This is a genomic window from Pseudideonella sakaiensis, assembly GCF_048320135.1.
GTDB classification, from domain to species: Bacteria; Pseudomonadota; Gammaproteobacteria; order Burkholderiales; family Burkholderiaceae_C; genus Ideonella_A; species Ideonella_A sakaiensis_A.
The window spans coordinates 3832925-3858255 of the sequence record NZ_CP182947.1; the positions used below are offsets into that span (position 1 = coordinate 3832925).

At 67.9% G+C, this 25331-nt stretch carries 23 protein-coding genes; 12 read left to right on the plus strand and 11 right to left on the minus strand.

Annotated features, from left to right (window positions below; translation table 11 throughout):
* The first annotated feature begins 17 nt into the window (after window positions 1–17).
* The 3 genes from ACNH6H_RS17510 (at window position 18) to ACNH6H_RS17520 (ending at window position 2569) form a co-directional block, all read left to right on the plus strand.
* Complete coding sequence (locus ACNH6H_RS17510) at window positions 18–1661, plus strand: ABC transporter substrate-binding protein (RefSeq protein ID WP_418319461.1); 1644 nt, start codon at window positions 18–20, stop codon at window positions 1659–1661.
* 115 nt (window positions 1662–1776) lie between these two features.
* The gene (locus ACNH6H_RS17515; RefSeq protein WP_418319463.1) at window positions 1777–2064 is read left to right on the plus strand and encodes an encapsulin-associated ferritin-like protein; all 288 of its coding nucleotides are present in this window, start codon (window positions 1777–1779) and stop codon (window positions 2062–2064) included.
* A gap of 34 nt (window positions 2065–2098) precedes the next feature.
* Window positions 2099–2569, plus strand: a complete 471-nt coding sequence (locus ACNH6H_RS17520; RefSeq protein ID WP_418319465.1) for a DM13 domain-containing protein — start codon at window positions 2099–2101, stop codon at window positions 2567–2569.
* A 12-nt stretch (window positions 2570–2581) separates the two neighbouring features.
* Here the strand turns inward: ACNH6H_RS17520 and ACNH6H_RS17525 are convergent, their stop codons facing one another.
* The 5 genes from ACNH6H_RS17525 to ACNH6H_RS17545 are packed head-to-tail and all read right to left on the minus strand — an operon-like array spanning window position 2582 to window position 7128.
* Window positions 2582–3370: a glycosyltransferase family 2 protein gene (locus tag ACNH6H_RS17525; protein ID WP_418319466.1), complete on the minus strand. Its 789-nt coding sequence runs from the start codon at window positions 3368–3370 to the stop codon at window positions 2582–2584.
* Window positions 3367–4146: a lysophospholipid acyltransferase family protein gene (locus ACNH6H_RS17530; RefSeq protein ID WP_418319468.1), complete on the minus strand. Its 780-nt coding sequence runs from the start codon at window positions 4144–4146 to the stop codon at window positions 3367–3369. Before ACNH6H_RS17530 ends, ACNH6H_RS17525 begins: the two co-directional genes overlap by 4 nt.
* A 17-nt stretch (window positions 4147–4163) precedes the next feature.
* Window positions 4164–5000, minus strand: a complete 837-nt coding sequence (locus ACNH6H_RS17535; RefSeq protein WP_418319470.1) for a MipA/OmpV family protein — start codon at window positions 4998–5000, stop codon at window positions 4164–4166.
* A complete protein-coding gene (locus tag ACNH6H_RS17540) occupies window positions 4997–6325 on the minus strand; it encodes an NAD(P)/FAD-dependent oxidoreductase (protein WP_418319472.1) in 1329 nt (442 codons plus the stop codon). Before ACNH6H_RS17540 ends, ACNH6H_RS17535 begins: the two co-directional genes overlap by 4 nt.
* Entirely contained in the window at window positions 6322–7128 is an 807-nt protein-coding gene (locus ACNH6H_RS17545; protein WP_418319474.1) for a class I SAM-dependent methyltransferase, read from the minus strand. Before ACNH6H_RS17545 ends, ACNH6H_RS17540 begins: the two co-directional genes overlap by 4 nt.
* A 58-nt stretch (window positions 7129–7186) precedes the next feature.
* Here ACNH6H_RS17545 and ACNH6H_RS17550 point away from each other — a divergent pair, with 58 nt between their 5' ends.
* On the plus strand, window positions 7187–8314 hold the full coding sequence (locus tag ACNH6H_RS17550; RefSeq protein ID WP_418319476.1) for an NAD(P)/FAD-dependent oxidoreductase: 1128 nt from the start codon (window positions 7187–7189) through the stop codon (window positions 8312–8314).
* Window positions 8315–8347: 33 nt separating this feature from the next.
* On the opposite strand, the gene ACNH6H_RS17555 is transcribed toward ACNH6H_RS17550, so the two are convergent.
* Together ACNH6H_RS17555 and aat are read right to left on the minus strand one after the other, a co-directional pair.
* Window positions 8348–9097, minus strand: coding sequence for an arginyltransferase (locus ACNH6H_RS17555; RefSeq protein ID WP_418319478.1), 750 nt, complete (start codon window positions 9095–9097; stop codon window positions 8348–8350).
* Complete coding sequence (aat, locus tag ACNH6H_RS17560) at window positions 9094–9867, minus strand: leucyl/phenylalanyl-tRNA--protein transferase (RefSeq protein ID WP_418319480.1); 774 nt, start codon at window positions 9865–9867, stop codon at window positions 9094–9096. Before aat ends, ACNH6H_RS17555 begins: the two co-directional genes overlap by 4 nt.
* Window positions 9868–10075: 208 nt before the next feature.
* Between aat and ACNH6H_RS17565 the strand changes: the two genes are divergently transcribed.
* Window positions 10076–10441: a hypothetical protein gene (locus ACNH6H_RS17565; protein WP_418319482.1), complete on the plus strand. Its 366-nt coding sequence runs from the start codon at window positions 10076–10078 to the stop codon at window positions 10439–10441.
* Here the strand turns inward: ACNH6H_RS17565 and ACNH6H_RS17570 are convergent.
* Genes ACNH6H_RS17570 through ACNH6H_RS17580 form a run of 3 tightly spaced genes read right to left on the minus strand, consistent with a single transcriptional unit; the run spans window position 10413 to window position 13435 of the window.
* Window positions 10413–11306 carry a DMT family transporter gene (locus tag ACNH6H_RS17570; RefSeq protein WP_418319483.1) on the minus strand — a complete coding sequence of 298 codons (894 nt, stop codon included), beginning with the start codon at window positions 11304–11306 and terminating at the stop codon, window positions 10413–10415. The two genes, ACNH6H_RS17565 and ACNH6H_RS17570, sit on opposite strands and share 29 nt — an antisense overlap.
* Window positions 11293–11844: a methylated-DNA--[protein]-cysteine S-methyltransferase gene (locus tag ACNH6H_RS17575; protein ID WP_418319484.1), complete on the minus strand. Its 552-nt coding sequence runs from the start codon at window positions 11842–11844 to the stop codon at window positions 11293–11295. The genes ACNH6H_RS17570 and ACNH6H_RS17575 overlap by 14 nt, the downstream gene beginning before the upstream one ends.
* A gap of 13 nt (window positions 11845–11857) precedes the next feature.
* Window positions 11858–13435, minus strand: coding sequence for a DNA-3-methyladenine glycosylase 2 family protein (locus tag ACNH6H_RS17580; RefSeq protein ID WP_418319486.1), 1578 nt, complete (start codon window positions 13433–13435; stop codon window positions 11858–11860).
* A gap of 114 nt (window positions 13436–13549) precedes the next feature.
* Between ACNH6H_RS17580 and ACNH6H_RS17585 the strand changes: the two genes are divergently transcribed.
* From ACNH6H_RS17585 to ACNH6H_RS17605, 5 genes are all read left to right on the plus strand, one after another.
* Window positions 13550–14941, plus strand: coding sequence for a phosphomannomutase/phosphoglucomutase (locus ACNH6H_RS17585; protein ID WP_418319487.1), 1392 nt, complete (start codon window positions 13550–13552; stop codon window positions 14939–14941).
* Between the two features lie 6 nt (window positions 14942–14947).
* Entirely contained in the window at window positions 14948–15937 is a 990-nt protein-coding gene (waaC, locus tag ACNH6H_RS17590) for a lipopolysaccharide heptosyltransferase I (protein ID WP_418319488.1), read from the plus strand.
* Window positions 15934–17292, plus strand: a complete 1359-nt coding sequence (locus ACNH6H_RS17595) for a 3-deoxy-D-manno-octulosonic acid transferase (protein ID WP_418319489.1) — start codon at window positions 15934–15936, stop codon at window positions 17290–17292. Before waaC ends, ACNH6H_RS17595 begins: the two co-directional genes overlap by 4 nt.
* A 135-nt stretch (window positions 17293–17427) precedes the next feature.
* Window positions 17428–18567 (plus strand): tetratricopeptide repeat protein, encoded by a 1140-nt coding sequence (locus tag ACNH6H_RS17600; RefSeq protein WP_418319491.1) that lies wholly within the window; start codon window positions 17428–17430, stop codon window positions 18565–18567.
* A 78-nt stretch (window positions 18568–18645) separates the two neighbouring features.
* Window positions 18646–20937 carry a transglycosylase domain-containing protein gene (locus tag ACNH6H_RS17605; protein ID WP_418319493.1) on the plus strand — a complete coding sequence of 764 codons (2292 nt, stop codon included), beginning with the start codon at window positions 18646–18648 and terminating at the stop codon, window positions 20935–20937.
* A 24-nt stretch (window positions 20938–20961) separates the two neighbouring features.
* Here the strand turns inward: ACNH6H_RS17605 and ACNH6H_RS17610 are convergent, their stop codons facing one another.
* Window positions 20962–22767 (minus strand): glutamine--tRNA ligase/YqeY domain fusion protein, encoded by a 1806-nt coding sequence (locus tag ACNH6H_RS17610; RefSeq protein WP_418319495.1) that lies wholly within the window; start codon window positions 22765–22767, stop codon window positions 20962–20964.
* Window positions 22768–22952: 185 nt separating this feature from the next.
* Here ACNH6H_RS17610 and ACNH6H_RS17615 point away from each other — a divergent pair, with 185 nt between their 5' ends.
* A complete protein-coding gene (locus ACNH6H_RS17615) occupies window positions 22953–23354 on the plus strand; it encodes a hypothetical protein (RefSeq protein WP_418319497.1) in 402 nt (133 codons plus the stop codon).
* A 153-nt stretch (window positions 23355–23507) separates the two neighbouring features.
* Window positions 23508–25316, plus strand: coding sequence for a M14 family metallopeptidase (locus ACNH6H_RS17620; RefSeq protein WP_418319498.1), 1809 nt, complete (start codon window positions 23508–23510; stop codon window positions 25314–25316).
* Window positions 25317–25331: the final 15 nt, after the last annotated feature.

The window sequence follows — 25331 nt, forward strand, 5'->3', positions numbered from 1 at the left end:
TCACAGGAGTGTTGCTGATGATTTCAACCGTATCCGTTCGTCGCCCCCGCGGCTCTTCGCGCAGGGCAGGCCAGGTGCTCGCGCTGACGATGCTGGCCTCGGTCGCTGCGCTTGCCGCGGCACCCGCGGCGGCGAAGACGCTGGTGTTCTGCTCGGAAGGCAGCCCGGAAAACTTCTATCCCGGCGTCAACACGACCGGCACCTCGTTCGACGCGAACAGCCAGATCTACAGCCGGCTGGTCGATTTCGAACCGGGCGGCACGAAGATCGTGCCGGGCCTGGCCGAGCGCTGGACCGTCTCGCCCGACGGCAAGGAATACACCTTCCATCTGCGCAAGGGCGTCAAGTGGCACAGCAACAAGAATTTCAAGCCGACGCGTGACCTGAATGCCGACGACATCATCTTCATGATCGAGCGGCAGTGGAAAGAGGACCATCCGTATTTCAAGGTCACCAGCGCCAACCATGCCTATTTCAATTCGATGGGCATGCACAAGTTGCTGAAGTCGGTCGAGAAGATCGACAACCACACCGTGAAGATGACGCTCGAGAAGCCCGAGGCGCCGTTCGTCTCGAGCTTCGCGATGGAATTTGCCGGCGTGCAGTCGAAGGAATACGCCGATGCGATGCTGAAGGCCGGCACGCCGGAGAAAATCGACCAGGAGCCGATCGGCACCGGCCCGTTCTACCTGGTGCAATACCAGAAGGACGCGATCGTTCGCTACAAGGCGCATCCGACGTTCTGGGGCGGCAAGGCGAAGATCGACGACCTCGTGTTTGCGATCACGCCCGATTCGTCGGTGCGCTGGGCGAAGCTGCAAAAGGGCGAATGCCATGTGATGCCCTACCCGAACCCGGCCGACCTCGATGCGATGCGCAAGGATCCGAAGGTCACCGTGCTCGAGCAGCCGGGACTGAACGTCGGCTACCTCGCCTACAACACGACGAAGAAGCCGTTCGACGACGTCAAGGTGCGCAAGGCGATCAACATGGCGATCGACAAGAAGGCGATCGTCGACGCGGTTTATCTGGGCACCGGCATTCCGGCGAAAAACCCGATCCCGCCGACGCTGTGGTCGTACAACGATTCGATCAAGGACGACCCCTTCGATCAGGCCGCCGCGAAGAAGATGCTGGCCGAAGCCGGCCATCCGAACGGTTTCGAGATCGACCTGTGGGCGATGCCGGTGCAGCGTCCGTACAACCCGAATGCGAAGCGGATTGCCGAACTGATGCAGGCCGATCTCGCGAAGATCGGTGTCAAGGCCGAGATCAAGAGCTTCGAATGGGGCGAGTACCGCAAGCGGATGCAGAACGGCGAGCACCAGACCGGCATGCTCGGCTGGACCGGTGACAACGGTGACCCGGACAACTTCCTGCACACGCTGCTTGGCTGCGATTCGGCGAAGACGAATGGTTCGAACGTCGCGAAGTGGTGCCACCAGCCGTTCGAGGACCTGGTGCTGAAGGCGAAGACGACGACCGACCAGGCCGAACGTGCGAAGCTGTATTCGCAGGCGCAGGTGATCTTCAAGGAACAGGCGCCGTGGTTCACGATCGCCCATGCGGTGCAGCTGAAGCCGATCCGCAAGGAAGTGGTCGGCTTCAAGCTGAGCCCGTTCGGACGCCACGTCTTCTACGGCACCGACCTCGCGAAATAGGCGGTGAATCGTCTGCCCTCGACCTGCTGAGCAGGGTCGGGCACACTCGGCTCGATGGCGGCGCTGCGGGATGCGCCGCCATCGAACGATGTGTGCAATCAACGAGGAGAAGACGATGTCCAGTGTCGGCTACCACGAACCGCTTGCCGAATTGTCCGATGCGACCCGCGACATGCACCGGGCGATCGTTTCGCTGATGGAGGAGCTCGAAGCGGTCGACTGGTACAACCAGCGTGCCGATGCCTGCAAGGACGCCGAACTGAAGGCCATCCTCGAGCACAACCGTGACGAGGAGAAGGAGCATGCGGCGATGGTGCTCGAATGGATCCGCCGCAAGGATCCATGTTTCTCGGAGCAGATGAAGGAATATCTGTTCACCGAGACGCCGATCGCACACGAGTAGCTCGCTCCGCCTGCGCTGCGACAAGGAGGCCCCGATGGCGAAGACATTGCTGCTGCTGGTCAGCCACGTGCTGGTCGGCGCCGCCGGTTTTGCTGCCGGCATCTATGTGTTGCCGATCCTGACCGCGCCGGCCTCGCCGGCGCAGGCCGAATTGTCGGCCGCCGCTGCCGGCGCGACATTCAGCGGCGAGTTCCGCCGCGACCTGAAGGACAGCGATGCATTGCACTGGGGCGAAGGCAAGGTCGCGGTCGGGCCGACCAGCGTGTCGCTGCGCGGCAAGCTGGCGCCGGGGCCGGACTACAAGCTGTATTTGTCGCCGCAGTTCGTCGAGACCGAGGCCGAATTTCTGCGCCTGAAGCCGAAGATGCTGCGCGTCGGCGACGTGCGCACCTTCGACAATTTCATCGTCAATCTGCCGCCATCGGTCGACCTGAATGCCTACGACAGCGTGATCGTCTGGTGCGAATCGTTCGGCGAGTTCATCACCGCGGCGAAATATCGCTGAACGAAGCGGCGCTCAAGGCTGGAACGGTGGCTGGCGGCGCAGCTTGCGCCACAGCAGCAGCGGCAGGCGCAGCACGAACTCCAGCATCAGCCGCAGGTGCATCCAGGTCAGCAGCACGTTGTCGCGGCCGTAGCGGAAATGCGAAACGCCGCCTTCTTCGGCGCTGAGGTATTTGACCGGCGCATCGACATTGATCGGCTTGACGCCGCGCCAGGCCAGCCTGACGACCGCCTCGGTGTCGAAGTCGAAGCGGCGCATCCACGGTTGCCGCTGCATCACCGCGACCAGCTCGGCGATCGGATAGACGCGGAATCCGTACAGCGAGTCGGCAATGCCGGCGCCGAGTGTCTCGAGGTTGGTCCACCAGTTCGAGACGCGGCGTCCGCGCACCCGCAGCATCGGCGCGCTGGCATCGAAAACCGGGCGGCCGAGGATCATCGCATCGGGCCGCTCGCGCGAGCGGGCCAGAAACTGCGGGATCAGCGGCGCCGGGTGCTGGCCGTCGGCATCCATCGTCAGGGCATCGCTAAAGCCGGCGGCCTGGGCGGCGCGCAGGCCGTGCAGCACCGCCGCACCCTTGCCCTGGTTGTGCGGCAGCAGCAGCACGCGCAGCCCGCCATCGTCTGCGGCCAGTGCCTGCACCGCAGCCGCCGAGCCGTCGGTGCTGCCGTCGATGACGACCCAGACCGGGTTCCAGTGCGCGCGTGCGTCGCGCACCGTCTCGAGCAGCTTGGCGCCGGTGTTGTAGCTCGGGATCAGCACCAGCTGGCTGCTGGAAGCCGTCGGCTCGCGCCCGCTCATGCGGACCGGGATTCGGCGGCCTGGCCGCCGAGTTCGGCCGCCGGTTGCGTCGCCGACCGCAGTTCGGCGGCGAAATACTGCTCGAGCCGACGCTGCTGCGCATGGGCGTCGGCGGCCGGCGCAAACCGTGCACCGACGCGCAGCGTGAAGACGATCGGCATCGGCGGCAGCCGCCAGATCGGCCAGCCCTTGCCGAGATAAGGCGAATCGGTCTCGATGAAGACGGTCTGGATCGGCGCGTCGGCGAGTTTCGAGATCAGCGTCGCTGCGCTGCCGAAACCGTTGATGGGTGGCCGCGTCGTCCGCGTGCCTTCCGGAAAGATCACCAGCTGGCCGCCTTCACGCAGATCCTGCACCGCCAGCCGGACCATGCCGCGCGCTGAATCGTTGCGGATATAGCGGGCCAGCCGGGCGCCGGCGCCGAGAAAGACATTGCGCATCAGCTCGGCCTTCATGATGCAGGCGCTGCGCGGCAGGCGTGCGACCAGGATCAGCGCATCGAGCATGCTCGGATGGTTGGCCGCGAAGATCAGACGCGGTTCGTCGCGGAAGGCGTCGAGGGCGCTCGAATCGAGCCGCAGCACGCCGGTCAGGCCGGCGACGGTCCAGAAGCCGGCATAACAGCGGCTGATCGCCCAGCGACCGATCGCCTTGCCGCGGCTGGCGCCGAGCAGCGGATGCAGCAGCGCCGCGACGAGGTTCCAGGCCAGCGACATCAGTCCGAGGCCGAGCAGCAGCACCGCCAGCAGCAGGCCGGATATGAGGGTGCGCAGCATGGCAAACGGGTCCGGATTCATTCGTCGACGTCGACCATTGTCGACGAGCGGCCGAACACCCACGCGACCGCGATGCCGACCGCCAGGTGGCTGCGCTCGCGCACCAGCGGGCTGTCGGCGAAGCGGGCGCCGGACAGGTCGTCGAGACGGGCGAATGCGCCGACCCAGTGGTTGTCGAAACGCCGCGATGCCGCCAATGTCCATTGCGTGCCGCCATAACCGGCGGGCGCGCGGTAGGCGGGCCGCTGCGCGGTCGCCTGGCTGGCGTCGACATCGTAGAAAAAGCCGTTGAAGCGGCGGTCGGCGAGCAGCACGCCGAGCTGCATGCCGATATTCCAGCCGTCGCCGCGGCGCAGGTCGAGGTTCAGGTTCGGCGACGCGATCCAGCCGACTGCACGCGGATTCGACTCGACCGTCAGCGCGGCGCGCAGCGGCGCGCGCAACTCGAGTTTCCAGCCCGCACCATCGGCCAGCCGCAGGTTCAGGTTAGGACCGAATTCGACCGTCGGCACCAGATCGGGCATGCCTTGCCGGGCGCGGTTGTCTTCGCTGCGGGTCGGCGCGCTGGCCGCCAGGCTGAGGTCGAAATGAACCCGCTGCGATTCGAACAGCACCGCCCGCGCGCCTTCGCGGTCGGCCTTGAAGATCTTGCCGCGGTAGACGACATAAGGCACCGGCAGCAGCCAGTTGTGCGACTGGTCGGAGCCGCGGTAGTGCGGCAGCCGCAGCCCGCCGACGCCGGCGCCGAGTTCCCACAGCGGCTGCTGGCCGGCCGAGGCGCTGCCGGCAGCCAGCAGCACCATTGCCGCGGACACGCCGCGGGCTGACCAAGCGACTCGTTGTTGAACGCTCATGGCAGCTCGGCCGCGGCCTGCTCGCGCAGCCGGCTGTTGCGCTGCCGCCAGCCGCGGAAACTGCGGCGCAGGTGCCGCAGCGAGATCACGTAGTAGATCGCCTTCAGCACCCACAGCGACGGCTGGATCGGGCTTCTGCCATAAAGGTCGCCGGCGAGCAGCGCAAGCAGCGCCTCCTTCACGCGCAGCGGATTGGCCGGATACATGAACAGATGGCGGATCGTCGGATTGGTGACGCGGAAGATGAACCACGAAAACTCGTCCGGGCCCTTGCGCGCCAGCGCTTCGTAGCGTTTGCGTGCAGCCGGTGCACGCGCCGGCTGGTCGAGCCGCGCGTCGATCACGTCGAGCGCATCGAAGGCATTGCGCATCGCGAGATAGACGCCGGACGAAAACATCGGATCGATGAAGGTGAAGGCGTCGCCGAGCAACAGGTAGCGGTCGCCGCAGGCGTGGTCGGCGCTGTACGAATAGTTGCCGGTCGCGTGGATCTCGCCGCCGACCAGCGTCGCATCCTTCAGCCGATCGGCCAGTTCCGGGCACATCGCAACCGTATCGGCAAAAAATTCGGGCAGCGGCTTGCGTCGCGTCTTCAGGTAGGCCGGCCAGCAGACGACGCCAACGCTGGTCGTGCCGTCGGACAGCGGAATGAACCAGAACCAGCCATGCTCGAACCACATGATGCTGATATTGCCCTGCTTGCGGCCCTCCAGCCGGCGCGCGCCGGTGTAGTGACCGAACAGCGCCGAACTGGCGTGGCGCGGGTTTTTCTGCTTGCAGCGCAGCTTGTTCGCAAGCAGCGTATCGCGGCCCGAGGCATCGACGACGAAGGCGGCGCGCCAGCTGCGCCGGCCGCCGTCGACGTCGGCCGTGACGGTGGCGCCGTCGGCGTCGAAATCGACCTGCCGCGCATGGCAGCCTTCGAACGTCACCGCGCCCTGCGCGGCCGCATGGCGGAACAGCAGTTCGTCGAGTTCGGAGCGCCGCACCTGCCAGGCGTACGGCTGGCTCTTGTCCCAGGCGTCGGCAAATTCGAGGTGGCTGCGGTGCGCATGGTCCGGCGAGACGAATTCGATGCCCCATTTCGGCATGCCGATCCGCTCGACCTGCTCGCGCACGCCGAGTCGATCGAACAATTCGGCATTGCCCGGCAGCAGCGATTCGCCGATGTGGAAACGCGGATGGACGGCCTTTTCGAGCAGCACGACGCGGCGATGCTGGCGGGCGAGCAGCGTCGCGATCGTCGAGCCGGCGGGGCCGCCGCCGATCACGACGACATCACAGTCGGTGGCCGCCTTCGCGGCCGCATCGGCCGCCGTCGTCATTGCGATGCAGCGTCGACGCCGGCCGGCGCGCCCAGCTCAGCCGGTCGGCGGGCGATGTACTCGGAGAAGATGCCGAGCTGGCGCTGCCGCTGCACATCGACAAAACCGGCCGAACGCAGCGCACCGAGCACCGCTTCGGCGGGGATGCAGGCCTCGATCGTGTCCCAGTAATAACGCCACAGTTCGGCGGTGTCGCGGCGCCGCGCGACGACGCGGGCGATCAGCGGCACGATGGCGCGCATGTAGCCCTTCAGCAGCGCGGTGCCGACGGCGCCGTCGGGCTTGCTGATTTCGAGGATCAGCAGCGTTCCGCCCGGCCGCAGCACGCGGAAGAATTCGTCGAATGCGGCGCCGACCTGACCGATGTGGCGCAACGCATAACCCATCGACAGGAAATCGCAGCTCGTGTCCGGGCGCGGCAAGGCCTCGGCCCGGCCGGCGATCAGCTCGATGCCTGGCAGGTCGATCTCGCCCATCATCCCCGGGCTCGGGTCGACGCCGACCAGCCGGCCGCCGCTACCGATCAATTTCAGCGCCTCGCGGGCGACCAGGCCGGTGCCGATGCCGACGTCGAGCACGTCCATGCCACTGGCCAGACCGGCGCGGCGCAGCGCATCGCGCCGGTACCACGGCCCGCTGCCGAAAGCCAGCACGCGCTCGATGCGGTCGTAGTCGGCCGCGGTCGCGTCGAAGATGCGCCGCAGGTAACGCGCATGTTCGGCTTCATCCTGGTAGTAATCCGGCAGTGGCGGATGCGGCAACAGCGTCTTGGCGCTGGCAGTCGGCGGGGGCGAAGGCGGCATCCCTCGATTATCGCCAGATCGACGGTCGCCGACGGCGGGCGGTTTGCAACAATCGCGCATGGAGAAAATCGATGCCTGTGTGATCGGGGCCGGTGTGGTCGGCCTCGCGGTCGGACGGATGCTGGCGATGGCCGGGCTGGAAACAATCGTCGTCGACCGTGCCGATGCAATCGGCACCGCGACCAGCTCGCGCAACAGCGAGGTGATCCACGCCGGCATCTATTACGACGCCGGCTCGCTGAAGGCGCGGCTGTGTGTCGACGGCAAGGCGATGCTGTACGACTACTGCGAGACCCATGGCGTGCCGTACCGGCGCTGCGGCAAGCTGATCGTCGCCGCCGACGACAGCCAGAGCGCTGCATTGCAGCGGCTGCAACAGAGGGCGATGGCGAACCGCGTCACCGATCTGCAATGGCTGGAGGCGCCTGCGCTGCGCGAGCTCGAGCCCGAGCTGCGAGCGACGGCCGGCCTGCTGTCGCCGTCGACCGGCATCATCGACAGCCATGGCTTGATGCTGTCGCTGCAGGGCGGGCTCGAGGTCCACGGCGGCGCGGTCGCGTTGCGCTCGCCGGTGCTGGCGATGCGCCAGACGTCTGATGGCCATCTGCTGCAGATCGGCGGCGACCACCCGATCGAGCTCTGCGCGCGGTATGTCGTCAATTCGGCCGGCTTGTGGGCGCCTGCGCTGGCGCGGCGGATCGATGCACTGCAGGCGGCGCCGCCGCCACGGCCGCGGCTCGCAAAGGGCAATTATTTTTCGCTCGCCAGGCGCTCGCCGTTTTCGCGGCTGATCTACCCGATACCGCAGCCCGGCGGCCTCGGCGTGCACCTGACGCTGGACCTCGCCGGCCAGGCCCGTTTCGGGCCCGACGTGCAGTGGCTCGATGGCGACGATCCGGACCAGATCGACTACCGCGTCGATCCGGCGCGCGCCGAGCGTTTCTATGCCGAGATCCGCCGTTACTGGCCGGCGTTGCCCGATGGCGTGCTGCAACCCGATTACAGCGGCGTGCGGCCGAAGCTCAGGTTGGCCGGCGAAACGGACGACTCAGTCACCCACGATTTCATCATCGACGGGCCGGCGGTGCATCGGGTGCCCGGGCTGGTCAACCTGTTCGGCATCGAGTCGCCGGGACTGACCGCCTGCCTGGCGATTGCCGAAGAGGTCAGGCAGCAGCTGCTCTGATCGGGGCCGGGAGGAGGGGGCCGGGGCCTGTGTCTACCCGTGCGGCATTGCCCGCCACTCGCCGTCGATCAGGCATTCATTCGGCCCGAACTGCGACTTGTAGGCCATCTTCGGGCTGTTCCTGATCCAGTAGCCGAGGTAGACATGGCGCAGCCGCAACTGCCGCGTCTGCTCGATCTGCCACAACACGTTGTAGGTGCCGTAGCTGGTGTGCGGCTCCGGTTCGTAGAAGGTGTATACGGCCGACAGGCCATCGCTCAGCACATCGAGGATCGACACCATCTTCAGCGCACCGGGCTGGTCGCTGCCCGGTTCGGCCGGCGCGCGAAATTCGACCAGCCGCGAGTTGACCCTGCTCTGCAGCAGGAACTGCGTGTACTGGTCGATGCTGTCGTGGTCCATGCCGCCACCGGCGTGGCGGCCGCCCTGGTAACGCAGATAGAGCTGGTAGTGCTCCGGCACGAAGCCGAGCCGCAGCACCCTGGCCTGCAGGCCGGCATGCGCCTTCCACGCGCGGCGCTGGCTGCGCGTCGGCTGGAAGCTCTCGACCGGCACGCGCAGCGGGATGCAGGCGCGGCAGCCGTCGCAATACGGCCGATAGGTGAACATGCCGCTGCGCCGGAAGCCGTTGCCGACCAGGCCGGAATAGGCGTCGGCATGGATCAGGTGGCTCGGCGTCGCGACCTGCGAGCGCGCCATCCGCCCGGCCAGATAACTGCACGGATACGGCGCAGTCGCGTAGAACTGCAGCGACGCGAGCGGTAATTCTTTCGGATGGGTCACTGGCCGGGGTCCTCGGGCCGGGTGGTTTCGATCTGCGGGCCTGCAAGCTGCTGCCACATGACCGGATGATAGGACCAGTCGGCCGGCGGCTGCAGATCGACGGTGGCCCGCAGGTGGCGCTCGAATTCGCCGCGCGCCATCTCGGCGGCGCCGAGCGACGCCAGGTGGGCGGTATTCTGCTGGCAGTCGATCGCGGCGATGGCGTTGCTGCGGCAGAAGCAGACCAGCGCGGCCAGCGCAATCTTCGACGCATCGCTGCGCCGCGCAAACATCGATTCGCCAAAAAACATCCGCCCGAGGTTGACGCCGTAGAGGCCGCCGGCGAGTTCGCCGTCGATCCACGTTTCCACGCTGTGCACCGCGCCGAGTTCGTGCCAGCGGCAATAGGCCTGGATCATCTCCGGCACGATCCAGGTGCCTTGCTGGCCGTCGCGGATGCTGCCGGCGCAGGCCCCGATCACCTGCGGGAAGGCGCTGTCGATGCGGATCGCGCAGCCGGGGCTGCGGATGAAGCGCGCGAGCGTCTTGCGCAGCGAGCGGCTCGGCTTGAAACGGGCGGTCTGCAGCACCATCCGCGGATCGGGCGACCACCACAACACCGGCTGGCCCTCGCCGTACCACGGAAAGATGCCGTGGCTGTAGGCCTCGCGCAGCCGCTGCGGGCTCAACTGGCCACCTGCGGCGAGCAGACCCGGCGCATCCGAATCGGCCGGCAATGCCGTTGACGTATCGGGCAACGGGTCTTGGTCGTCTTGCAGCCAGGTGATCATCGGGATGGCGGTTTCGGCGTGGTAGCGAACGAAGCGGCAAGTGTGCTGCAAAGCGCGGCCACGGCGCGGCTTCGGGACATCCCCCCGCCAGCTCCCTCCGCGGAGTGTCGCTCCAGCAACCGCCCGACGAGGGATGGCTGCTGCAGCGGCGGCGGCCGACACTTCGATCAACGCGTGACCTGCCACGCCAACCGCCGGAGACCAGCCGATGTCGACCTTGAGCTTTCGCCTGCCGACCAGCCGCACCGAGGCCGTCGCCCACCGCAATCCGGCGCCGCACCGCACGGCCGGCGCCGGCCGCGGCGAACTGCGCCGGGTGATGAATGCCGAAGATGCTGCGCGCATCGCGCTGCGCCGCCTCGGCGCGCAGGCGAAGGCCCGCGAGGCGGCCAGCGACGACGGCGAAAGCTTTTCGGGCAGCGGCTGGTTCGACTCGACCTGGGAGCTGGCGAAAGGACTGGAAATCTGCGAAGTCGCCGTCGGCGAACTGCCGCTCGACGGATGGCTGCAGCTTTATCTGGCGCGTGACCCGCTGCTCGGCGAGCTCAGCGCCGCAGCCACTGCTGTGGCTTGACGAGGCCGACCGCCAGCGCCGTGCCGGACAGGATCACCAGACAGCCAAGCAGCATCGCCGGCGTCACCCGCTCGCCGAGAAAGATTGCGCCCCAGGCCACGGCAAAAGCCGGTATCAGAAAGGTCACGGTGATTGCATTGGCCGGCCCGACATGGGCAATCAGCCGGAAATAGATCACATACGCAAAGCCGGTGCACAAGACCGCGAGCGCCGCCAGGCTCAGCCAGGCCATTGGCGGCGGCGTCTGCGCCGGCCAGAACCACCAGGTCGGCGCAGCCAATGCAATCGTTGCCGACAATTGGCTGCCGGCGGCGACCGCCATCGGCGGCACGCCCGACAGATAACGTTTGGTCCAGTTCGCGCCGAGGCCGTAGGCGGCAGCGGCCGCGATGCAGGCCAGCAATGCGAGCAGCGTCGCGCCGGCATCGGCCTCGGTGGCGATGCCGGTCCGGCTCCAGACCAGGCCGACGACGCCGGCAAAACCGATCAGCAGGCCGGCCACCCGGCTCGCGCTGAGCCGGTCGTTCAGCCACAACCAGGCGATCAGCGCGGCAAACAGCGGCGACGCCGAATTGAAGATGCTGCTGAGGCCGGCACTGATCGTCAGCACCGCATAACTGAAGCCGAGAAACGGCAACGCCGAATTGACGATGCCGAGGATCAGGATCGGTTTCCAGTGCAGCAGCAGCGCCGACAACTCGCGGCGGTAGACGAGGATCGGCAGCAGCACCAGCGCCGCACCGGCGACGCGCAGTCCGGACAATGCGACGGCGCCGAACTGGCCGGCGCCGATCCGGGTGAACAGGAACGACGCACCCCACAATGCCGCGAGCAGGATCAGTTCGCCGAGATCACGCGGCTTCATCGAGCCTCTGCTGCATGCCTGTGCCTGTGGTTGTTGTCGATTCGAGCTGCAGCAGCGCGCGTTTGCGCTCCAGCCCGCCGGCATAGCCGGTCAGCGCGCCGGCCGAACCGATCACGCGGTGGCACGGCACGATCACCGACACCGGATTGCGCCCGATCGCCGCGCCAACCGCGCGCACCGCGGCCGGGGATCCGACCGCACGCGCGATTTCGGCATAACTGCAGGTCGCGCCGGCGGCGATGTTCAGCAACTGTTGCCAGACGGCGCGCTGGAAATCGGTGCCGTGAAGATCGAGCGGCTGCGTGAAGCGGGCCGGCGCGCCGTCGAAATAGGCGGCAAGTTCGGCGACCGTGCGCAGCAGCAGCGGATCGTTGGCGGCCGGCTGACCGGCGAGTTCGCCCGGGTGGTCTTTCTGGCCGTCGAACCAGATGCCGGCCAGGCCGAGCGGCGTGCGCGCCAGCAGCATGCCGCCGAGCGGCGACTGCCAGCGCTGCCAGGCACTGAGCTGACGGGTCAGGGTCATCAGCGAGGTCTTCATCATGTCCATTCCTTCAGCGGCCCGCAGGCTGCAGGCTGTTCCACAGGCGCAGCACCGCATAGCTGCGCCAGGGGCGCCAGGCCTCGGCGGTCTGTTCGATGACGAGCCGGCCGGCAGCCGAACCGGGCGTCGCAGCGCTTGCCGGCTGGCCACCGGCAAGCTGCCGGATCGCCTTCAGCACTGCGACATCGCCGGGCGGAAAGGCGTCCGGCCAGCCGAGTGCACGCATCGCGATGTAATTTGCCGTCCACGGTCCGATGCCGGGCAGCGCGCACAGGCTGTCGATCAGTGGCTGCGCCGGCGAACCGGGTGCCATCGCGCCGCGCAGTATTGGCCAGGCGTTGGCCAGCGCGACGATCGCCTGTGCCCGGCTGCGGATGATGCCCAGGCCGGCGATCGCGTCGACCGTCAATCCGGCAACGGTGTGCGGCGCCGGGAACAGCCGGTCGACATCCGGCCACGGCGTGACGATCGTCTCGCCATGCTGCTCGACCAGCCGGCGCGCCAGCGTGCGCGCCGCGGCGACCGTGACCTGCTGGCCGAGCACCGCACGCACCGCGAGTTCGAAGCCGTCGACGCTGCCGGGCAGCCGCAGGCCGGGCTCGCCAGGAAGGTCCGCCAGCGCCGCATCGACGACATCGGGCAGCAGGTCGAGGTCGAGCCAGCGTCGCACGGCCGCGAGCAGCAGGCTGCTGTGCGGCAGCAGTTCCGGCGAGAACTGCAATTGGAGCCGCGGCGCTGCCGCATCGAAGCGCGCCTCGATCCAGCCCGCCGGGCTGCCGGCTGCGCCGCCGAGCGCGCCGGCACGCAGCGTTCTCCTGACCGTCCAGTCGTCGACCGCTTCGATGCCGGGAATCGCGCGCTGCGCAAAAAACGCGAGCAGCCGCTGCCGGTCATAAGGCAGCCGATAGACCAGTTGCACGCCGATACCGGACGGCGGCTCGGCGAGTGCTGTGGCGCCCTCGGCACGCAGCCGGCCCGGATTGAGCCGGTAATGCTCGACGAAGGCCGCATTGAAACGGCGCAGGCTGCGAAAGCCGCTGGCCAGCGCAACCTGCGCAATCGGCAGCGTCGTCTCGGTCAGCAATTGCTTGGCGAGCAGCAGCCGGCGCGTCTGCAGATATTGCAGCGCCGTGACGCCATGCTCGGCGAGAAAGATCCGCCGCAGGTGGCGCTCGCTGACGCCGAGCCCGCTTGCCAGGTCGGCAATCGTCGAGGCGTCGCCGGCGGCCGTCCAGCCGTCGAGCAGCACGGCCGCCTGGCGCGCCAGCGTGCGTGATGCATCCATCACCGTCCACGGCTCGTGTTGCCGCGGCGCCAGTTCGGGTCGGCATTTCAGGCAGGGCCGAAACCGTGCCGCCTCGGCCTGCGCGGCGGTGGCAAAAAACCGGCAATTCTGCTGCTTCGGCGTGCGCACGCGGCAGATCGGCCGGCAATAGATGCCGGTCGAACTGACACCGACAAACAGCCGGCCGTCGAAGCGGGCATCGCGGGAAACGAGCGCCTGGTAATACGTATCCGAGTGCGCGGCGGCGAGCGCCGCGGCGCGATCAACGCCACCAACGGGTGCATCGGTAAAGACCTGGTCCATGCATTCGATGATAGCCAGCGGACCGGCTGCGACTCGCCGTTTCCGGACATGTGGTCGGGCGGCGCCGGAAAGGCCGTCCTTACAATGCGCCGCACCTCAACCAGCCGCTTGCCGATGCACGTCGAACCATCCAGTTTCAAGGCCTACGATATCCGCGGAATCGTCGGCAGGACGATCGACGAGGCTTTTGCCGAGCACCTCGGCCGCGCCTTCGGCAGCGAAGCGGTCGCCGCCGGCGAAAAGGCGGTGGCGGTCGGCCGCGACGGCCGCTTGTCCGGCCCGGCATTGGCCGGCGCACTGATGCGCGGCCTCGCGTCGACCGGGCTCGATGTCGTCGACCTCGGCGCAGTGACGACGCCGATGCTTTATTACGTCGCCGCAACGCGTGGCCGACGCGGCTGCCACAGCGGCATCCAGGTCACCGGCAGCCACAATCCGAAGGACTACAACGGCTTCAAGATGGTGCTCGCCGGGCGTGCGATCTACGGCGACGAGATCCAGAAGCTGCGCCGGCGCATCGAGGCCGAGGACTATGTCAGCGGCAGCGGCCGGATCGGCGCGATGGACATCGGCGAGGAGTACAGCCACCGCATCGTCAGCGACTGCAAGCTGAAGCGGCCGCTGAAGATCGTCGTCGATTCCGGCAACGGGATTCCGGGCGCCTCGGCACCGGGCATCCTGCGCGCACTCGGCTGCGACGTGACCGAGTTGTATTCGGAGGTCGACGGCGATTTTCCGAATCACCACCCGGACCCGAGCAAGCCGGAAAACCTCGCCGAACTGATCCGCACCGTGCAGAAGACCGGCGCCGACCTCGGCCTTGCCTTCGACGGCGACGGCGACCGGCTCGGGGTCGTCACCCGCGACGGCAACATCATCTATCCGGACCGCCAGCTGATGCTGTTTGCAACCGATGTGCTGAAGCGCAACCCCGGCGCGCCGATCATCTACGACGTCAAGTGCACGCAGCGGCTCGCGCCGGTGATCCGCAAGGCCGGCGGCAAGCCGCTGATGTACAAGACCGGCCACTCGCTGATCAAGGCGAAGCTGAAGCAGTCGCGCTCGCCGCTGGCCGGCGAGATGAGCGGCCACATCTTCTTCAAGGAGCGCTGGTATGGCTTCGACGATGCGACCTATACCGCGGCGCGGCTGCTCGAGATCGTCTCGCGCAGCAAGGATCCAAGCAAGCTGCTGAATGCGCTGCCGACGAGCTTCAGCACGCCGGAACTGAACGTCGCCTGCGCCGAAGGCGAACCGCCCGAAGTCGTCGCGCGCCTTCTCGCGACGGCAAACTTTCCGGGCGCCGAGCAGATCGTCACGATCGACGGTTTGCGGGCCGATTTCAAGGATGGCTTCGGGCTGATCCGGGCGTCGAATACAACGCCGGTGCTGGTGCTGCGCTTCGAAGGCCATACCGCGAAGGCGCTCGAACGGATCCAGTCCGCGTTCATGGCGGCACTGCTGGCAGTCAAACCCGACGCACAGATCAGCGCTGCGGGGCATTAGCGCCGGATGCGGGTATTGATCGTCAAGTTGTCGTCGCTCGGTGATGTGGTTCATGCATTGCCGGTCATCCACGACATGCGCGCGGCGATACCCGGCATCTCGATCGACTGGGTCGTCGAGCCGGGTTTTGCGCCGCTGCTGCAGCGGGTCGACGGCATCGAGGGCATCGTCGAACTGCCGCTGCGCCGCTGGCGCAAGGCGTGGTGGACGGCCGTCGTGCGCGCCGAATTTGCGGCCTTCCGGCGCCGGCTGCGTGAAACGTCGTACGACGCGGTGATCGACCTGCAGGGGCTGACGAAGTCGGTCCTGGTCGCGCGGCTCGCGCGTGGCCCGAGTTTCGGCCTCGCCCATCGCACCGATGGGTCGAGTTACGAGGCGCCGGCGCGCTGGCTGGTCGACCATCCGCTGATGGTGCCGCGGCACATCCATGCGCTCGACCGATCGCGCCAGCTCGCCGGCAGCGCGCTGGCTTATGCGCCGGATGGCCAGGTGCAGTTCGGACTGCATGCGTTGCAACCGCACGCCGAAGCCGACCGGCGGCCGCTGATGGTATTTGTCCACGGCACCTCGCGCGACGACAAGTTGTGGCCGGAGGCCGACTGGATCACGCTTGGCGGTCGCCTCGTCGCTGCCGGCTGGCGGATCGCGTTGCCACATGCCGGCGCCAGCGAACTGGCGCGGGCGACGCGGATTGCGCAGGCGATTGGCGCCGACTGCACGGTCTGGCCGGCGCTCGGGCTCGACAAGCTGGTCGACCGGATGGCGACCGCTTCTGGCGTGATCGGCGTCGACAGCGGCCTCAGCCACATCGCGGTCGCGCTCGGACTGCCGCATGTTCAGCTGTACAACTTTCCGACCTCGTGGCGGACCGGTCCGCAGGCCAGCCACGGCCACCGCCACCAGGTGGCGATCGAGGCCGGGCCCGGCCAGCAGTCGCCGACGCTGGCCGCGGTCTGGCAGGCCTGGCAATTGGTCAGCGCGGCGGCCACGGGATGACGGCGCTCAACGCACCGCCGGTCATAACGCCACTGCGCCGGCGCAGCGCGCTGCTGGCATATGGCTGGCTGATGCGGCTGCTGATGCCGGTGCTGCTGTTGCGCCTTGTCTGGCGCGGCCGCGCCGAGCCGCTGTACCGACGCTGGATCGGCGAACGCCTCGGCTTTTATCCGCCGTCGCTGCGCGCGCAGATCGAGCCGGGCCGGCTCTGGCTGCATGCGGTTTCGCTCGGCGAAACCCGCGCTGCCGCGGCCCTGGTCACCGCGCTGCGCGCGCAGCAGCCCGGGCTGCGGCTGCTGCTGACACACGGCACCGCGACCGGCCGCGAAGCCGGCCGCGCATTGCTGCGCGACGGTGACCTGCAGGTCTGGGCGCCGTGGGATACACCGGGCGCGGTGCGGCGATTCCTCGCCCGGCATCGGCCGGCGGCCGGCGTGCTGATGGAAACCGAGATCTGGCCGGCGCTGCTCGATGCGGCGCGCCGGCGGGGGGTGCCGATGCTGCTCGCCAATGCGCGACTCAGCGAACGCAGCCTGCGCCGCCAGCAATCGTGGCCAGCATTGATGGTGCCGGCGATGGCCAGCCTCGAGCAGGCGCTGGCGCAGACGGAATCCGATGCACAGCGCCTGCAGCTGGCTGGCGCGGCTTCGACATTGGTCTGCGGCAACCTCAAATTCGACATGAGCCCCGATCCGGCGCTGCTGTCGCGCGGCATCGGGTGGCGCGAGGCGCTGCGTCGGCCGGTGGTGATGATGGCGAGCAGCCGCGAGGGCGAGGAGCCGCCGCTGCTCGACGCCTGGCGCAACGGCCCCGGCCGCCGAAGCGATCAACGCGCTGACGCACCGCTGCTGCTGCTGGTGCCGCGCCATCCGCAGCGTTTCGACGAGGTCGCGGCGATGCTGCGTGCCGCCGGGTTGACGCTGGCCCGGCGCAGCGAGTGGGCCGATATGCCGCCTGAGGCCGCGGCCGGCGCCGATGTCTGGCTTGGTGATTCGCTCGGTGAATTGCCGCTGTATTACGCAGTTGCCGATGTTGCGCTGCTCGGCGGCAGTTTTGCGCCACTCGGCGGCCAGAACCTGATCGAGGCCGCCGCCTGCGGCTGCCCGCTGCTGATCGGGCCAAGCAGCTTCAATTTTGCCGAGGCGGCCGAACTGGCGATTGCCGCCGGCGCGGCGGCGCGGGTCGCCGATATCGGCGCGGCACTCGATGCGGCCACCGTTTTGCTGGCGGATGACGCGCGCCGGCGGCGCCAGGCGGAATCGGCGCTCGCCTTTGCCGCCGGCCATCGCGGCGCTGCGCAGCGGATGGCCGTGCAGGTCATCGCGGCGCTGGGCGCGGACAACCGCGACCGTTAGCGGCTGCCGCCAGCAGGGTCATCGGCGGCGGTTTGACCGGCCTGAGGAGGCTGTGCCACGATGGCATCGCTCCCGCTTTTTGCCATGCAAACGCTGCATCGCCTCCGTCACCCCGGCCCTCGGCCAGCTTGGCTGGTGCTGCTCGCTGTCGTGCTGCTGCTCGTCGCGTGTGCGGCACCACCGGCGCAGATGCCGCCGGCGGCGACGCTGTTCGAGGATCGACATTTTTCGCCACCAGCGGTGCGCCCGGATGCTGGCGAAGTGTTTCGCCTCAGCGACGCGATGCGCAGTTATCTCGAGCACGACCTGGCGCCGCTGCTGCGCCGGCGCGGAACGCGCGAGGGCTTGATCGCGGCGCTCTACAACGGCGACAACCTGAAACTCGAATACGACGCCGCGTACACCCGCAATGCCGCCGAGGCCTTCGATGCCCGTTCGGGCAACTGCCTGTCGCTGGTGATCATGACGGCGGCCTTTGCCAGGGCGCTCGATCTGCAGGTCTATTTCAACCGCGTCTCGATCGACGAGCAGTGGCGCCTGTCCGGCAACCTGATGATGGCCGCCGGCCACGTCAACCTGAGCCTCGGCCGGCACCGCCTCGGCGATCGCGGCTACCGGATCGACCACCTGCTGACGATCGATTTTCTGCCGGCGGTCGAATTGAAGCGGCAGCGCAGCGATCCGATCGATGAAGATACCGTCGTCGGCATGTACATGAACAACCGGGCTGCCGAACTGCTCGCCGACGAGCGCATCGACGAGGCCTACTGGTGGGCGCGCGAGGCGATTCTCAAGGCGCCGGCCGAGATCGCCGGCTACAACACGCTCGCCGTCGTCTACCTGCGCCGCGGCCTCGAGCAGCCGGCCGAGCAGGTCTTGAAGCTGGCGCTGCAACGCCAGCCGGACAATACCCGGCTGCTCGGCAACCTCGTCAACCTGCTGCAAAGGCAGGGGCGCGGCAGCGAACATGCGCTGTATGCGCAGCGCCTGCGAGCGCTCGAGCCGATCGCGCCGTACCGCGATTTCCATCTTGGTCAGGCTGCGCTCGACGAAGGCCGTTTTGTCGACGCGCTGCAGTTGTTCGGGCAGGAGCTGAAAAGGTCGCCCGAACAACCCGAGGCCCATTTCGGCATCGCCCGTGCCTACCTCGCGCTCGGCCGCATCGAACTGGCACGCCGACATCTGCTGGCGGCGCGCGAATTCAGCAGCAGCCGCGGCGAGGCGGCGCTGTATACGGCCAAGCTGGGGCGCCTGCCGGCCTCGCGTGTACAGTGATCGGCTGACGGCGGCGCCTGTCGCCTCGCCGTGTCGCGCGCGTTGAAAAATGCGCCACGGACCCGATCTCGCCCCCAGATGACTGTCTCAGGACCGGACCCCGACGATTGGCCGCAGCACCGCTACGAGCGTTATCAGCCGCCGCGGCTGTGGCCACGCCGGCTGCTGCTCGGCGCGGCGGCACTCGCTGCCGCCTTCGTCGTCTACCTCGGCGTGCTGATCGTCACGACGCCGGGCGTCGATGCATTGCGGGCTGCGAGCACCGCGCGCGCCAGCGTGATCGTCTCATCCGACGGCGAGGTGATCGGCCGTTTTGCCAGCGCCTACCAGGCGCCGATCGGTCTCGACGAGGTGGCGCCGGTCGTCGTGCAGGCGCTGATCGCGACCGAGGACCACCGTTTCTACGACCACCATGGACTCGATCCGCAGCGCATCGTCTCGTCGGCCTGGCAGACGCTGTGGGGTGATCTGCAGGGGGCGTCGACGCTGACCCAGCAACTCGCGCGCAACCTGTTTCCGCAGCAGATCGGCAACCGCCGCACGCTGCAGCGCAAGTTGCGCGAGGCGATCACCGCGGTGCGCCTGGAGCGCCACAGCGACAAGGCGCAGATCCTCGAGGCCTACCTGAATACCGCGCCGTTCCTCTACAACGTGCGCGGCTTCGGGATGGCCGCGCAGACCTATTTCGACACCTCGGCAGCCGAACTCGATGCGGCGCAGGCGGCGACGCTGGTCGGCATGCTGAAGGGCAGCCACCGCTACAACCCGGTGCGCCATCCGCAGCGCGCGCTCGATCGGCGCAATGTCGTGCTTGCGCAGATGCACAAGCGAGGCGTCATCGACGAAGCCGAGTACGCGCGCCTGAAGGCACGGCCGCTCGGCCTGCAGTTCCGCCGTCCGGAAGACGGCGAAATCGGCCAGGCCAGGCATTTTGTCGTGCAGGTCCGCGAACAGATCGTCGACTGGGCCGACAGCCGCGACGTCGACCTCGACCGCGACGGCCTGATCATCCACACGACGCTCGACAGCCGCTTGCAGCAACTCGCGCAACAGGCCGTCAGCGAGCAGGTTGCCGCGTTGCAGCGGCTCGCCGGCCGCGAATGGAGCCAGCCGCGGCTCGTCAGCACCGGGCTGAAGCAGGGCGAGGCAAAAAACCCGTTTGCCTGGTTCTGGCGCGCGAATCCGGAATTTGCAAAGCAGGTGCTGCGCGACAGTGCCGAATTTCGGGTCGCACGCGAGGCCGGGCTCAGCGAGCAGCAGGCGCTGGCGAAATTGCAGGCCGACGACGCGCTGGTGCGCCGTCTGCGCGAGGAAAAAACCCGCTTGTCGGCCGGCTTCGTTGCGATGGAGCCGGGCAGCGGTGCGGTCCGGGCCTGGATCGGCAGCCCGGATTTCGGTACCGACCAGTTCGATCACGTCGCGCAGGCGCGGCGCCAGCCGGGCTCGACCTTCAAGCCGTTCGTCTACGGCGCGGCGATCGCGCGCGGCATCTCGACCGCGCACCAATACCTCGACGACCTGATCGAGATCCCGCTCGGCGGCGGACGGGTCTGGCGGCCGACCGACATGGGCGGTCCGAGCCGCCTGCCGATGACACTGCGCGAGGGGCTGGTGCATTCGAAGAACAGCGTCACCGCGCGCGTGATGCTCGACGTCGGCGCGTCGCAGGTGATGCGTTTTGCGCGTGCCGCCGGCGTGCGATCGTCGCCGCTCGATCCGGTGCCTTCGCTCGCGCTCGGCACCAGCCCGGTCACGCTGCTCGAAATGGTCACCGCCTATTCGACGCTGGCGGCGCTCGGCGAATACAACGAGCCGCGATTGCTGACCCACATCACCGACCGTGACGGCACTGTGCTCGCGCGTTTCGACGACGAACGATCGCCCGAATACAGCATCGAGCGTGGCGTCGCCGAAAAACTGGTCGATGCGATGCGCGGCGTGATCGACGAAGGCACCGGCGCCGGCTTGCGACGCGAATTCGGCGTGCGCGGCGACCTTGCCGGCAAGACCGGCACGACGCAGAACAATACCGACGGCTGGTTCATCGCGATGAACCCGGCGCTGGTCGCCGGCGCCTGGGTCGGCTTCAACGACCAGCGCGTGACGATCCGCAGCAACTACTGGGGGCAGGGCGCGCACAACGCGCTGCGCATCGTCGGCGATTTCCTGCGCAGCGGCCAGCGCGCGAAGCTGCTCGATTTCAGCGCCACCTTCCCGATCGTCGTGCGCCCGGAACCCGAGCCGCCGCCGATCGATCCGCTGCAGCGTTACTGGGACGAGCGCGCGCGCGAGCAGATCGAGGCGCCGCCGGTGATCCCGGTGCTGCCGATGTCGAGCATCGATTCGTGGCGATCGGACCGGCGGCCGTGAGCACGCGCGCTGCGCGCGGCCCGACTATTTGTTCCAGGTGTCGCGCAGCCCGGTGATCTTGTTGAACACCGGTTTGCCCGCTGCATGGTCGATGCGGTCGGCGACAAAATAGCCGTGCCGCTCGAACTGCAGCTTGTCGTCGGGCTGCACATTGGCCAGCGACGGCTCGAGGTAGCCGGTGACGACGCGTTTGCTGTCCGGATTCAGCACCGACAGGAAATCGCGGCCGCCGGCATCGGGCTGCTCGACCGTGAACAGCCGGTCGTAGAGCCGCAGTTCGGCCTGTACCGCATCGTGCACGCCGACCCAGCCGATCGTGCCCTTGACCTTCACCTTGTCGGCGCCCGGCGTGCCGCTGCGGGTATCGGGAACGATGTTCGCGAGCACGGCGGTGATGCTGCCGTCGCCATCCTTTTCGCAGCCGGTGCATTCGACGATCACGCCGTATTTCAGCCGCACCTTGTTGCCCGGGAACAAGCGATGGAAACCTTTTGCCGGCTGCTCGGCAAAATCGTCACGGTCGATCCATAACTCCGGGCCGAGCGAAAAGCTGCGCATGCCGAATTCCGGATGGTGCGGATGGGCCGGCGCCTGGCAGGCCTCGGTTGTGTTGTCGCCGAAGATCTCGCGCCAGTTGCCGAGTTTGAGCGGCACCGGGTCGAGCACCGCCATCGCGCGCCGCGCCTTGCCTTCGAGGTCTTCGCGCAATGCGATGTCGAGGCTCGCATAGTCGGTCCAGCCGCCGGCCTTGCTGGTGCCGGCCCGTTCGCACATCAGGCGGATCGCCTCCGGCGTATAGCCGCGCCGGCGCAGGCCGACCAGCGTCGGCATCCGCGGATCGTCCCAGCCGTCGACGATCTTCTCCTCGACCAGCTGGCGCAGCTTGCGTTTGCTGGTGACGACATAGGTGACGTTCAGCCGCGCAAATTCATACTGGTGCGGCCGCGGCTGCGCGAGCAGGCCGAGTTCGCACAGGCGGTCGAGCAGCCAGTCGTAGAACGGCCGCTGGTCCTCGAATTCGAGCGTGCAGATGCTGTGCGTCACATGCTCGAGCGCATCCTCGATCGGGTGCGCATAGGTGTACATCGGGTAGATGCACCAGCGCTTGCCGGTGCGGTGGTGCTCGGCATGGCGGATCCGGTAGATCGCCGGATCGCGCAGGTTGATGTTCGGGCTCGCCATGTCGATCTTCGCGCGCAGCACCATCGCGCCGTCGGCGAAGCGGCCGTCGCGCATCTCGCGAAAACGCGCCAGGTTTTCGTCCGGCGCCCGGTCACGGAACGGGCTGTTGGTTCCCGGCGTCGTGAAATCGCCGCGCGCGGTGCGCATCTGCTCGGCCGTCTGTTCGTCGACATAGGCGAGACCGGCGCCGATCAGCGCCTCGGCCGCGCGGTACATGAAATCGAAATAGTCGCTCGCAAAATACAGGTGGCTGGTCGGCGCGCCGGCATGGCTGGCGTCCCAGCCGAAACCGAGCCAGCGCACCGAGTCGATGATGCTGTCGACATATTCCTGCTCTTCCTTCTCCGGGTTCGTATCGTCGAAGCGCAGGTGGCAGACGCCGCCGTAATCGGCCGCCAGGCCAAAATTCAGCGTGATGCTCTTGGCATGGCCGATGTGCAGGTAGCCGTTCGGCTCGGGCGGAAAGCGGGTGCGGATCGCCGCCTGGTCGATCGGACCGCCGGCATGGTGATCGGCGTCGCCGGGCGTTCCGGCATAGGCGCGGCCGACATATTTGGCCTGGGCCAGATCACGCTCGATCACCTGGCGCAGGAAATTGCTCGGCCGGTTGTCGTCCGCCGGGCTCGAATTGGGACTCGTCGCTTGCATGGGGAATCGGACGAACCGGGCAGGCCGTCGCGGGAAGGGTGGCGGGATTTTATCGGCCGAGCCGGCGCGGCCCCACGGTCACGTCTGATTACGTTTTCGGCGCCGGTCGGCGTCAACGCAGGGTATGGTGCCGGACGTTGCACGTTAAGGCCGGCCGGCTGCCGGGGACAAGACAGGAGAATTTGATGATCAACATGCGCAAGGTCTTTGCTGCGGCGGGATTCGGTCTGGCCTGCGGCATCGCCCAGGCCGGCAACATCAGCTGGTCGATCGGCATCAACCTGCCGCCGGTAGGCACGGTGATCTCGAATGCGCCGGTGTATGCCGATGGTCCGTACTACGGCGGCGCGCCGGTTTATCACGCACCGCCGCCCGTGGTTTATCGGCCGGCCCCGGTCTATCACGCGCCGCCGCCGGTGGTGTACAGGCCCGCGCCGATCTATTACGTGCCGCCGGCGGTTGTTTATGCACCGGCTCCGCGTTATGAGCGGCCGCCGCACAACCATCGTCACCATCGCAACTGGCAACGTGACGAGCGCCGCTGGGAGCGGATCGAGCACCGCAGGTACTGGCGCGATCGCGACTGAACGGCGCGGATGGCTGCGCTGCATTTGGGCAACGCTGAACAAGTCCTTGTTCAGCGTTGCCTTGGCGCAGCCTCAGGGAATGCCAGCTTGGTGTTTGTCGGGCGGCGGCTATAGTCGTCAACGCGCAAGATCCGCCGTGCCTCGTCTTGTTCGATGACTTCAACCTGCCGCACCGTTCAGGTGCACCGGCCTGCCGCCTCCCGCCGTTCCACTGCTGCCCTGCGGCTTCGCCGCCTGGGCACGCTGCTGGCTGCGTCATCGCTGCTGCTTGCCTGCAGCACGCCGCTGCCGCCGCAGCGGCCGCTGCCGACCGGTCCGCTGGTCGTCGCGCCGCCGGCAGCGCAGCAGGCTGCTTCGGCCGCGTCGGCGCCCGCCAGCGCGCCGGTCGACACGAGCGCTGCGCCAGTGGCCGAGGCCGGCCCGATCACGCCAGCGGTGGCCGCGCGTTTTCCGCCACCGGCCGAGGTCTACCGCACACCGGGGCTCGAGGCCGGCCGCGACCGCTTCACGACCGACGGCGAACTGCATTCCTGGCTGCTGCGTCTCGAACGGCCGCTCGACGAAAGCCGTGGCCAGCCGGCGGTCAGGTTGCTGGTGGCCGGCAGTTCGCAACGTGGCGCTCCGATCGAGGCGCTGCTGCTGAGCAAGTCCCGTGACAACAGCGCGCAGGGCCTGCGCACCGGCGACCGTCCCACCGTGATGTTCATCGGCGGCCAGCACGGCGACGAGCCGGCCTCCACCGAGTCGATGCTGGTGCTCGCCCAGCAACTGGCCAGCGGCCCGCTGCAGGGCGTGCTGCGGCAGGTCAATGTATTGATCGTGCCGCGCGCCAACCCGGATGCGGCACTGCGTCCGCAACGGCAGACGGTCAATGGCATCGACCTGAACCGCGACCACCTGCTGCTGCGCACACCGGAGGCGCGGGCGCTGGCCCGCCTGGTCACCGACTACCGGCCGATCGTCGTCGTCGACGCCCATGAATATCCGGCGATCGGCCAATGGGCGCGGCAGTTCGGCGTCGTCCGTCGCCACGATGTATTGGTTCAATATGCGATGACGCCGAACATGGCCGAGTTCGTCACGCGGGCGTCGGAGGAGTGGTTCCGCCTGCCACTGCTGAAGGATCTGTCGGCGGCACGCCTCAGTGCCGAGTGGTACCACGTGCTGCAGCAGGAGCCGCCGGGCGTCGTTGCGATGGGTGGCCCGCGGCCCGATACCAGCCGCAATGTCAACGGCCTTCGCCATGCGGTCAGCCTGCTGATCGAAACCCGCGGCTCCGACCTCGGCCGGCGCAACCTGCAGCGCCGCGTCCATGGCCAGGTCGTCGCCGCGGCCAGCATCCTGCGCAGCGCGGCCGCGCGCGCCGGTGACCTGCAGAAGCTGCGCGGTTTTGTCGAAAGCGACATCAGTGCGAAGGCGTGCAAGGGAACCATCGTCGTGCAGGCCGCGCCGACGCCGAGCGAATACGACCTGACGACGATCGATCCGCAGACCGGTGCCGATCGGCTGATCAGCGTCAACTGGCAGTCGACGCTGCAGTTGCGGCCGGCGCGCACCCGGCTGCGGCCTTGCGGCTACTGGCTGGCGGCAAACCAGACCGAAGCGGTGATCCGGCTGCGCCAGCTCGGTCTCGAAGTGCTGCAGATTTCCGAGCCGGTAGCATTGCGCGGCGAGTCCTATCGCGTGCTCGCCGCCGCCTGGCGCGATCTGCCTGCCAGCGGTGCTGAAAATGCCGATGACGGCTATGCACAGCCGGTGCCGGTCGACGTGCAGGCCGAAATGATCGAGGCCGAGCCGGGCAGCTACTACGTGCCGCTGACGCAGCCGCTGGCGATGCTGGCGGTTGCCGCGCTCGAGCCCGATTCGCCGAGCAGCTACATGGCACACGGCCTGATCGACGGCGCGGCATCGATTGCCCGCATCATGGTCGTCCCGCTGGTGCGGCTCGATCCGCTGCACTGACGCGGCCAGGCCGCG

Bases quoted from the DNA above. Each gene is read 5' to 3' on its own strand.
- ACNH6H_RS17510 (WP_418319461.1), top strand. From the start codon at position 18: ATGATTTCAACCGTATCCGTTCGTCGCCCCCGCGGCTCTTCGCGCAGG.
- ACNH6H_RS17515 (WP_418319463.1), top strand. From the start codon at position 1,777: ATGTCCAGTGTCGGCTACCACGAACCGCTTGCCGAATTGTCCGATGCG.
- ACNH6H_RS17520 (WP_418319465.1), top strand. From the start codon at position 2,099: ATGGCGAAGACATTGCTGCTGCTGGTCAGCCACGTGCTGGTCGGCGCC.
- ACNH6H_RS17525 (WP_418319466.1), bottom strand. From the start codon at position 3,370: ATGAGCGGGCGCGAGCCGACGGCTTCCAGCAGCCAGCTGGTGCTGATC.
- ACNH6H_RS17530 (WP_418319468.1), bottom strand. From the start codon at position 4,146: ATGCTGCGCACCCTCATATCCGGCCTGCTGCTGGCGGTGCTGCTGCTC.
- ACNH6H_RS17535 (WP_418319470.1), bottom strand. From the start codon at position 5,000: ATGAGCGTTCAACAACGAGTCGCTTGGTCAGCCCGCGGCGTGTCCGCG.
- ACNH6H_RS17540 (WP_418319472.1), bottom strand. From the start codon at position 6,325: ATGACGACGGCGGCCGATGCGGCCGCGAAGGCGGCCACCGACTGTGAT.
- ACNH6H_RS17545 (WP_418319474.1), bottom strand. From the start codon at position 7,128: ATGCCGCCTTCGCCCCCGCCGACTGCCAGCGCCAAGACGCTGTTGCCG.
- ACNH6H_RS17550 (WP_418319476.1), top strand. From the start codon at position 7,187: ATGGAGAAAATCGATGCCTGTGTGATCGGGGCCGGTGTGGTCGGCCTC.
- aat (WP_418319480.1), bottom strand. From the start codon at position 9,867: ATGATCACCTGGCTGCAAGACGACCAAGACCCGTTGCCCGATACGTCA.
- ACNH6H_RS17565 (WP_418319482.1), top strand. From the start codon at position 10,076: ATGTCGACCTTGAGCTTTCGCCTGCCGACCAGCCGCACCGAGGCCGTC.
- ACNH6H_RS17570 (WP_418319483.1), bottom strand. From the start codon at position 11,306: ATGAAGCCGCGTGATCTCGGCGAACTGATCCTGCTCGCGGCATTGTGG.
- ACNH6H_RS17575 (WP_418319484.1), bottom strand. From the start codon at position 11,844: ATGAAGACCTCGCTGATGACCCTGACCCGTCAGCTCAGTGCCTGGCAG.
- ACNH6H_RS17580 (WP_418319486.1), bottom strand. From the start codon at position 13,435: ATGGACCAGGTCTTTACCGATGCACCCGTTGGTGGCGTTGATCGCGCC.
- ACNH6H_RS17585 (WP_418319487.1), top strand. From the start codon at position 13,550: ATGCACGTCGAACCATCCAGTTTCAAGGCCTACGATATCCGCGGAATC.
- waaC (WP_418319488.1), top strand. From the start codon at position 14,948: ATGCGGGTATTGATCGTCAAGTTGTCGTCGCTCGGTGATGTGGTTCAT.
- ACNH6H_RS17595 (WP_418319489.1), top strand. From the start codon at position 15,934: ATGACGGCGCTCAACGCACCGCCGGTCATAACGCCACTGCGCCGGCGC.
- ACNH6H_RS17605 (WP_418319493.1), top strand. From the start codon at position 18,646: ATGACTGTCTCAGGACCGGACCCCGACGATTGGCCGCAGCACCGCTAC.
- ACNH6H_RS17610 (WP_418319495.1), bottom strand. From the start codon at position 22,767: ATGCAAGCGACGAGTCCCAATTCGAGCCCGGCGGACGACAACCGGCCG.
- ACNH6H_RS17615 (WP_418319497.1), top strand. From the start codon at position 22,953: ATGATCAACATGCGCAAGGTCTTTGCTGCGGCGGGATTCGGTCTGGCC.
- ACNH6H_RS17620 (WP_418319498.1), top strand. From the start codon at position 23,508: ATGACTTCAACCTGCCGCACCGTTCAGGTGCACCGGCCTGCCGCCTCC.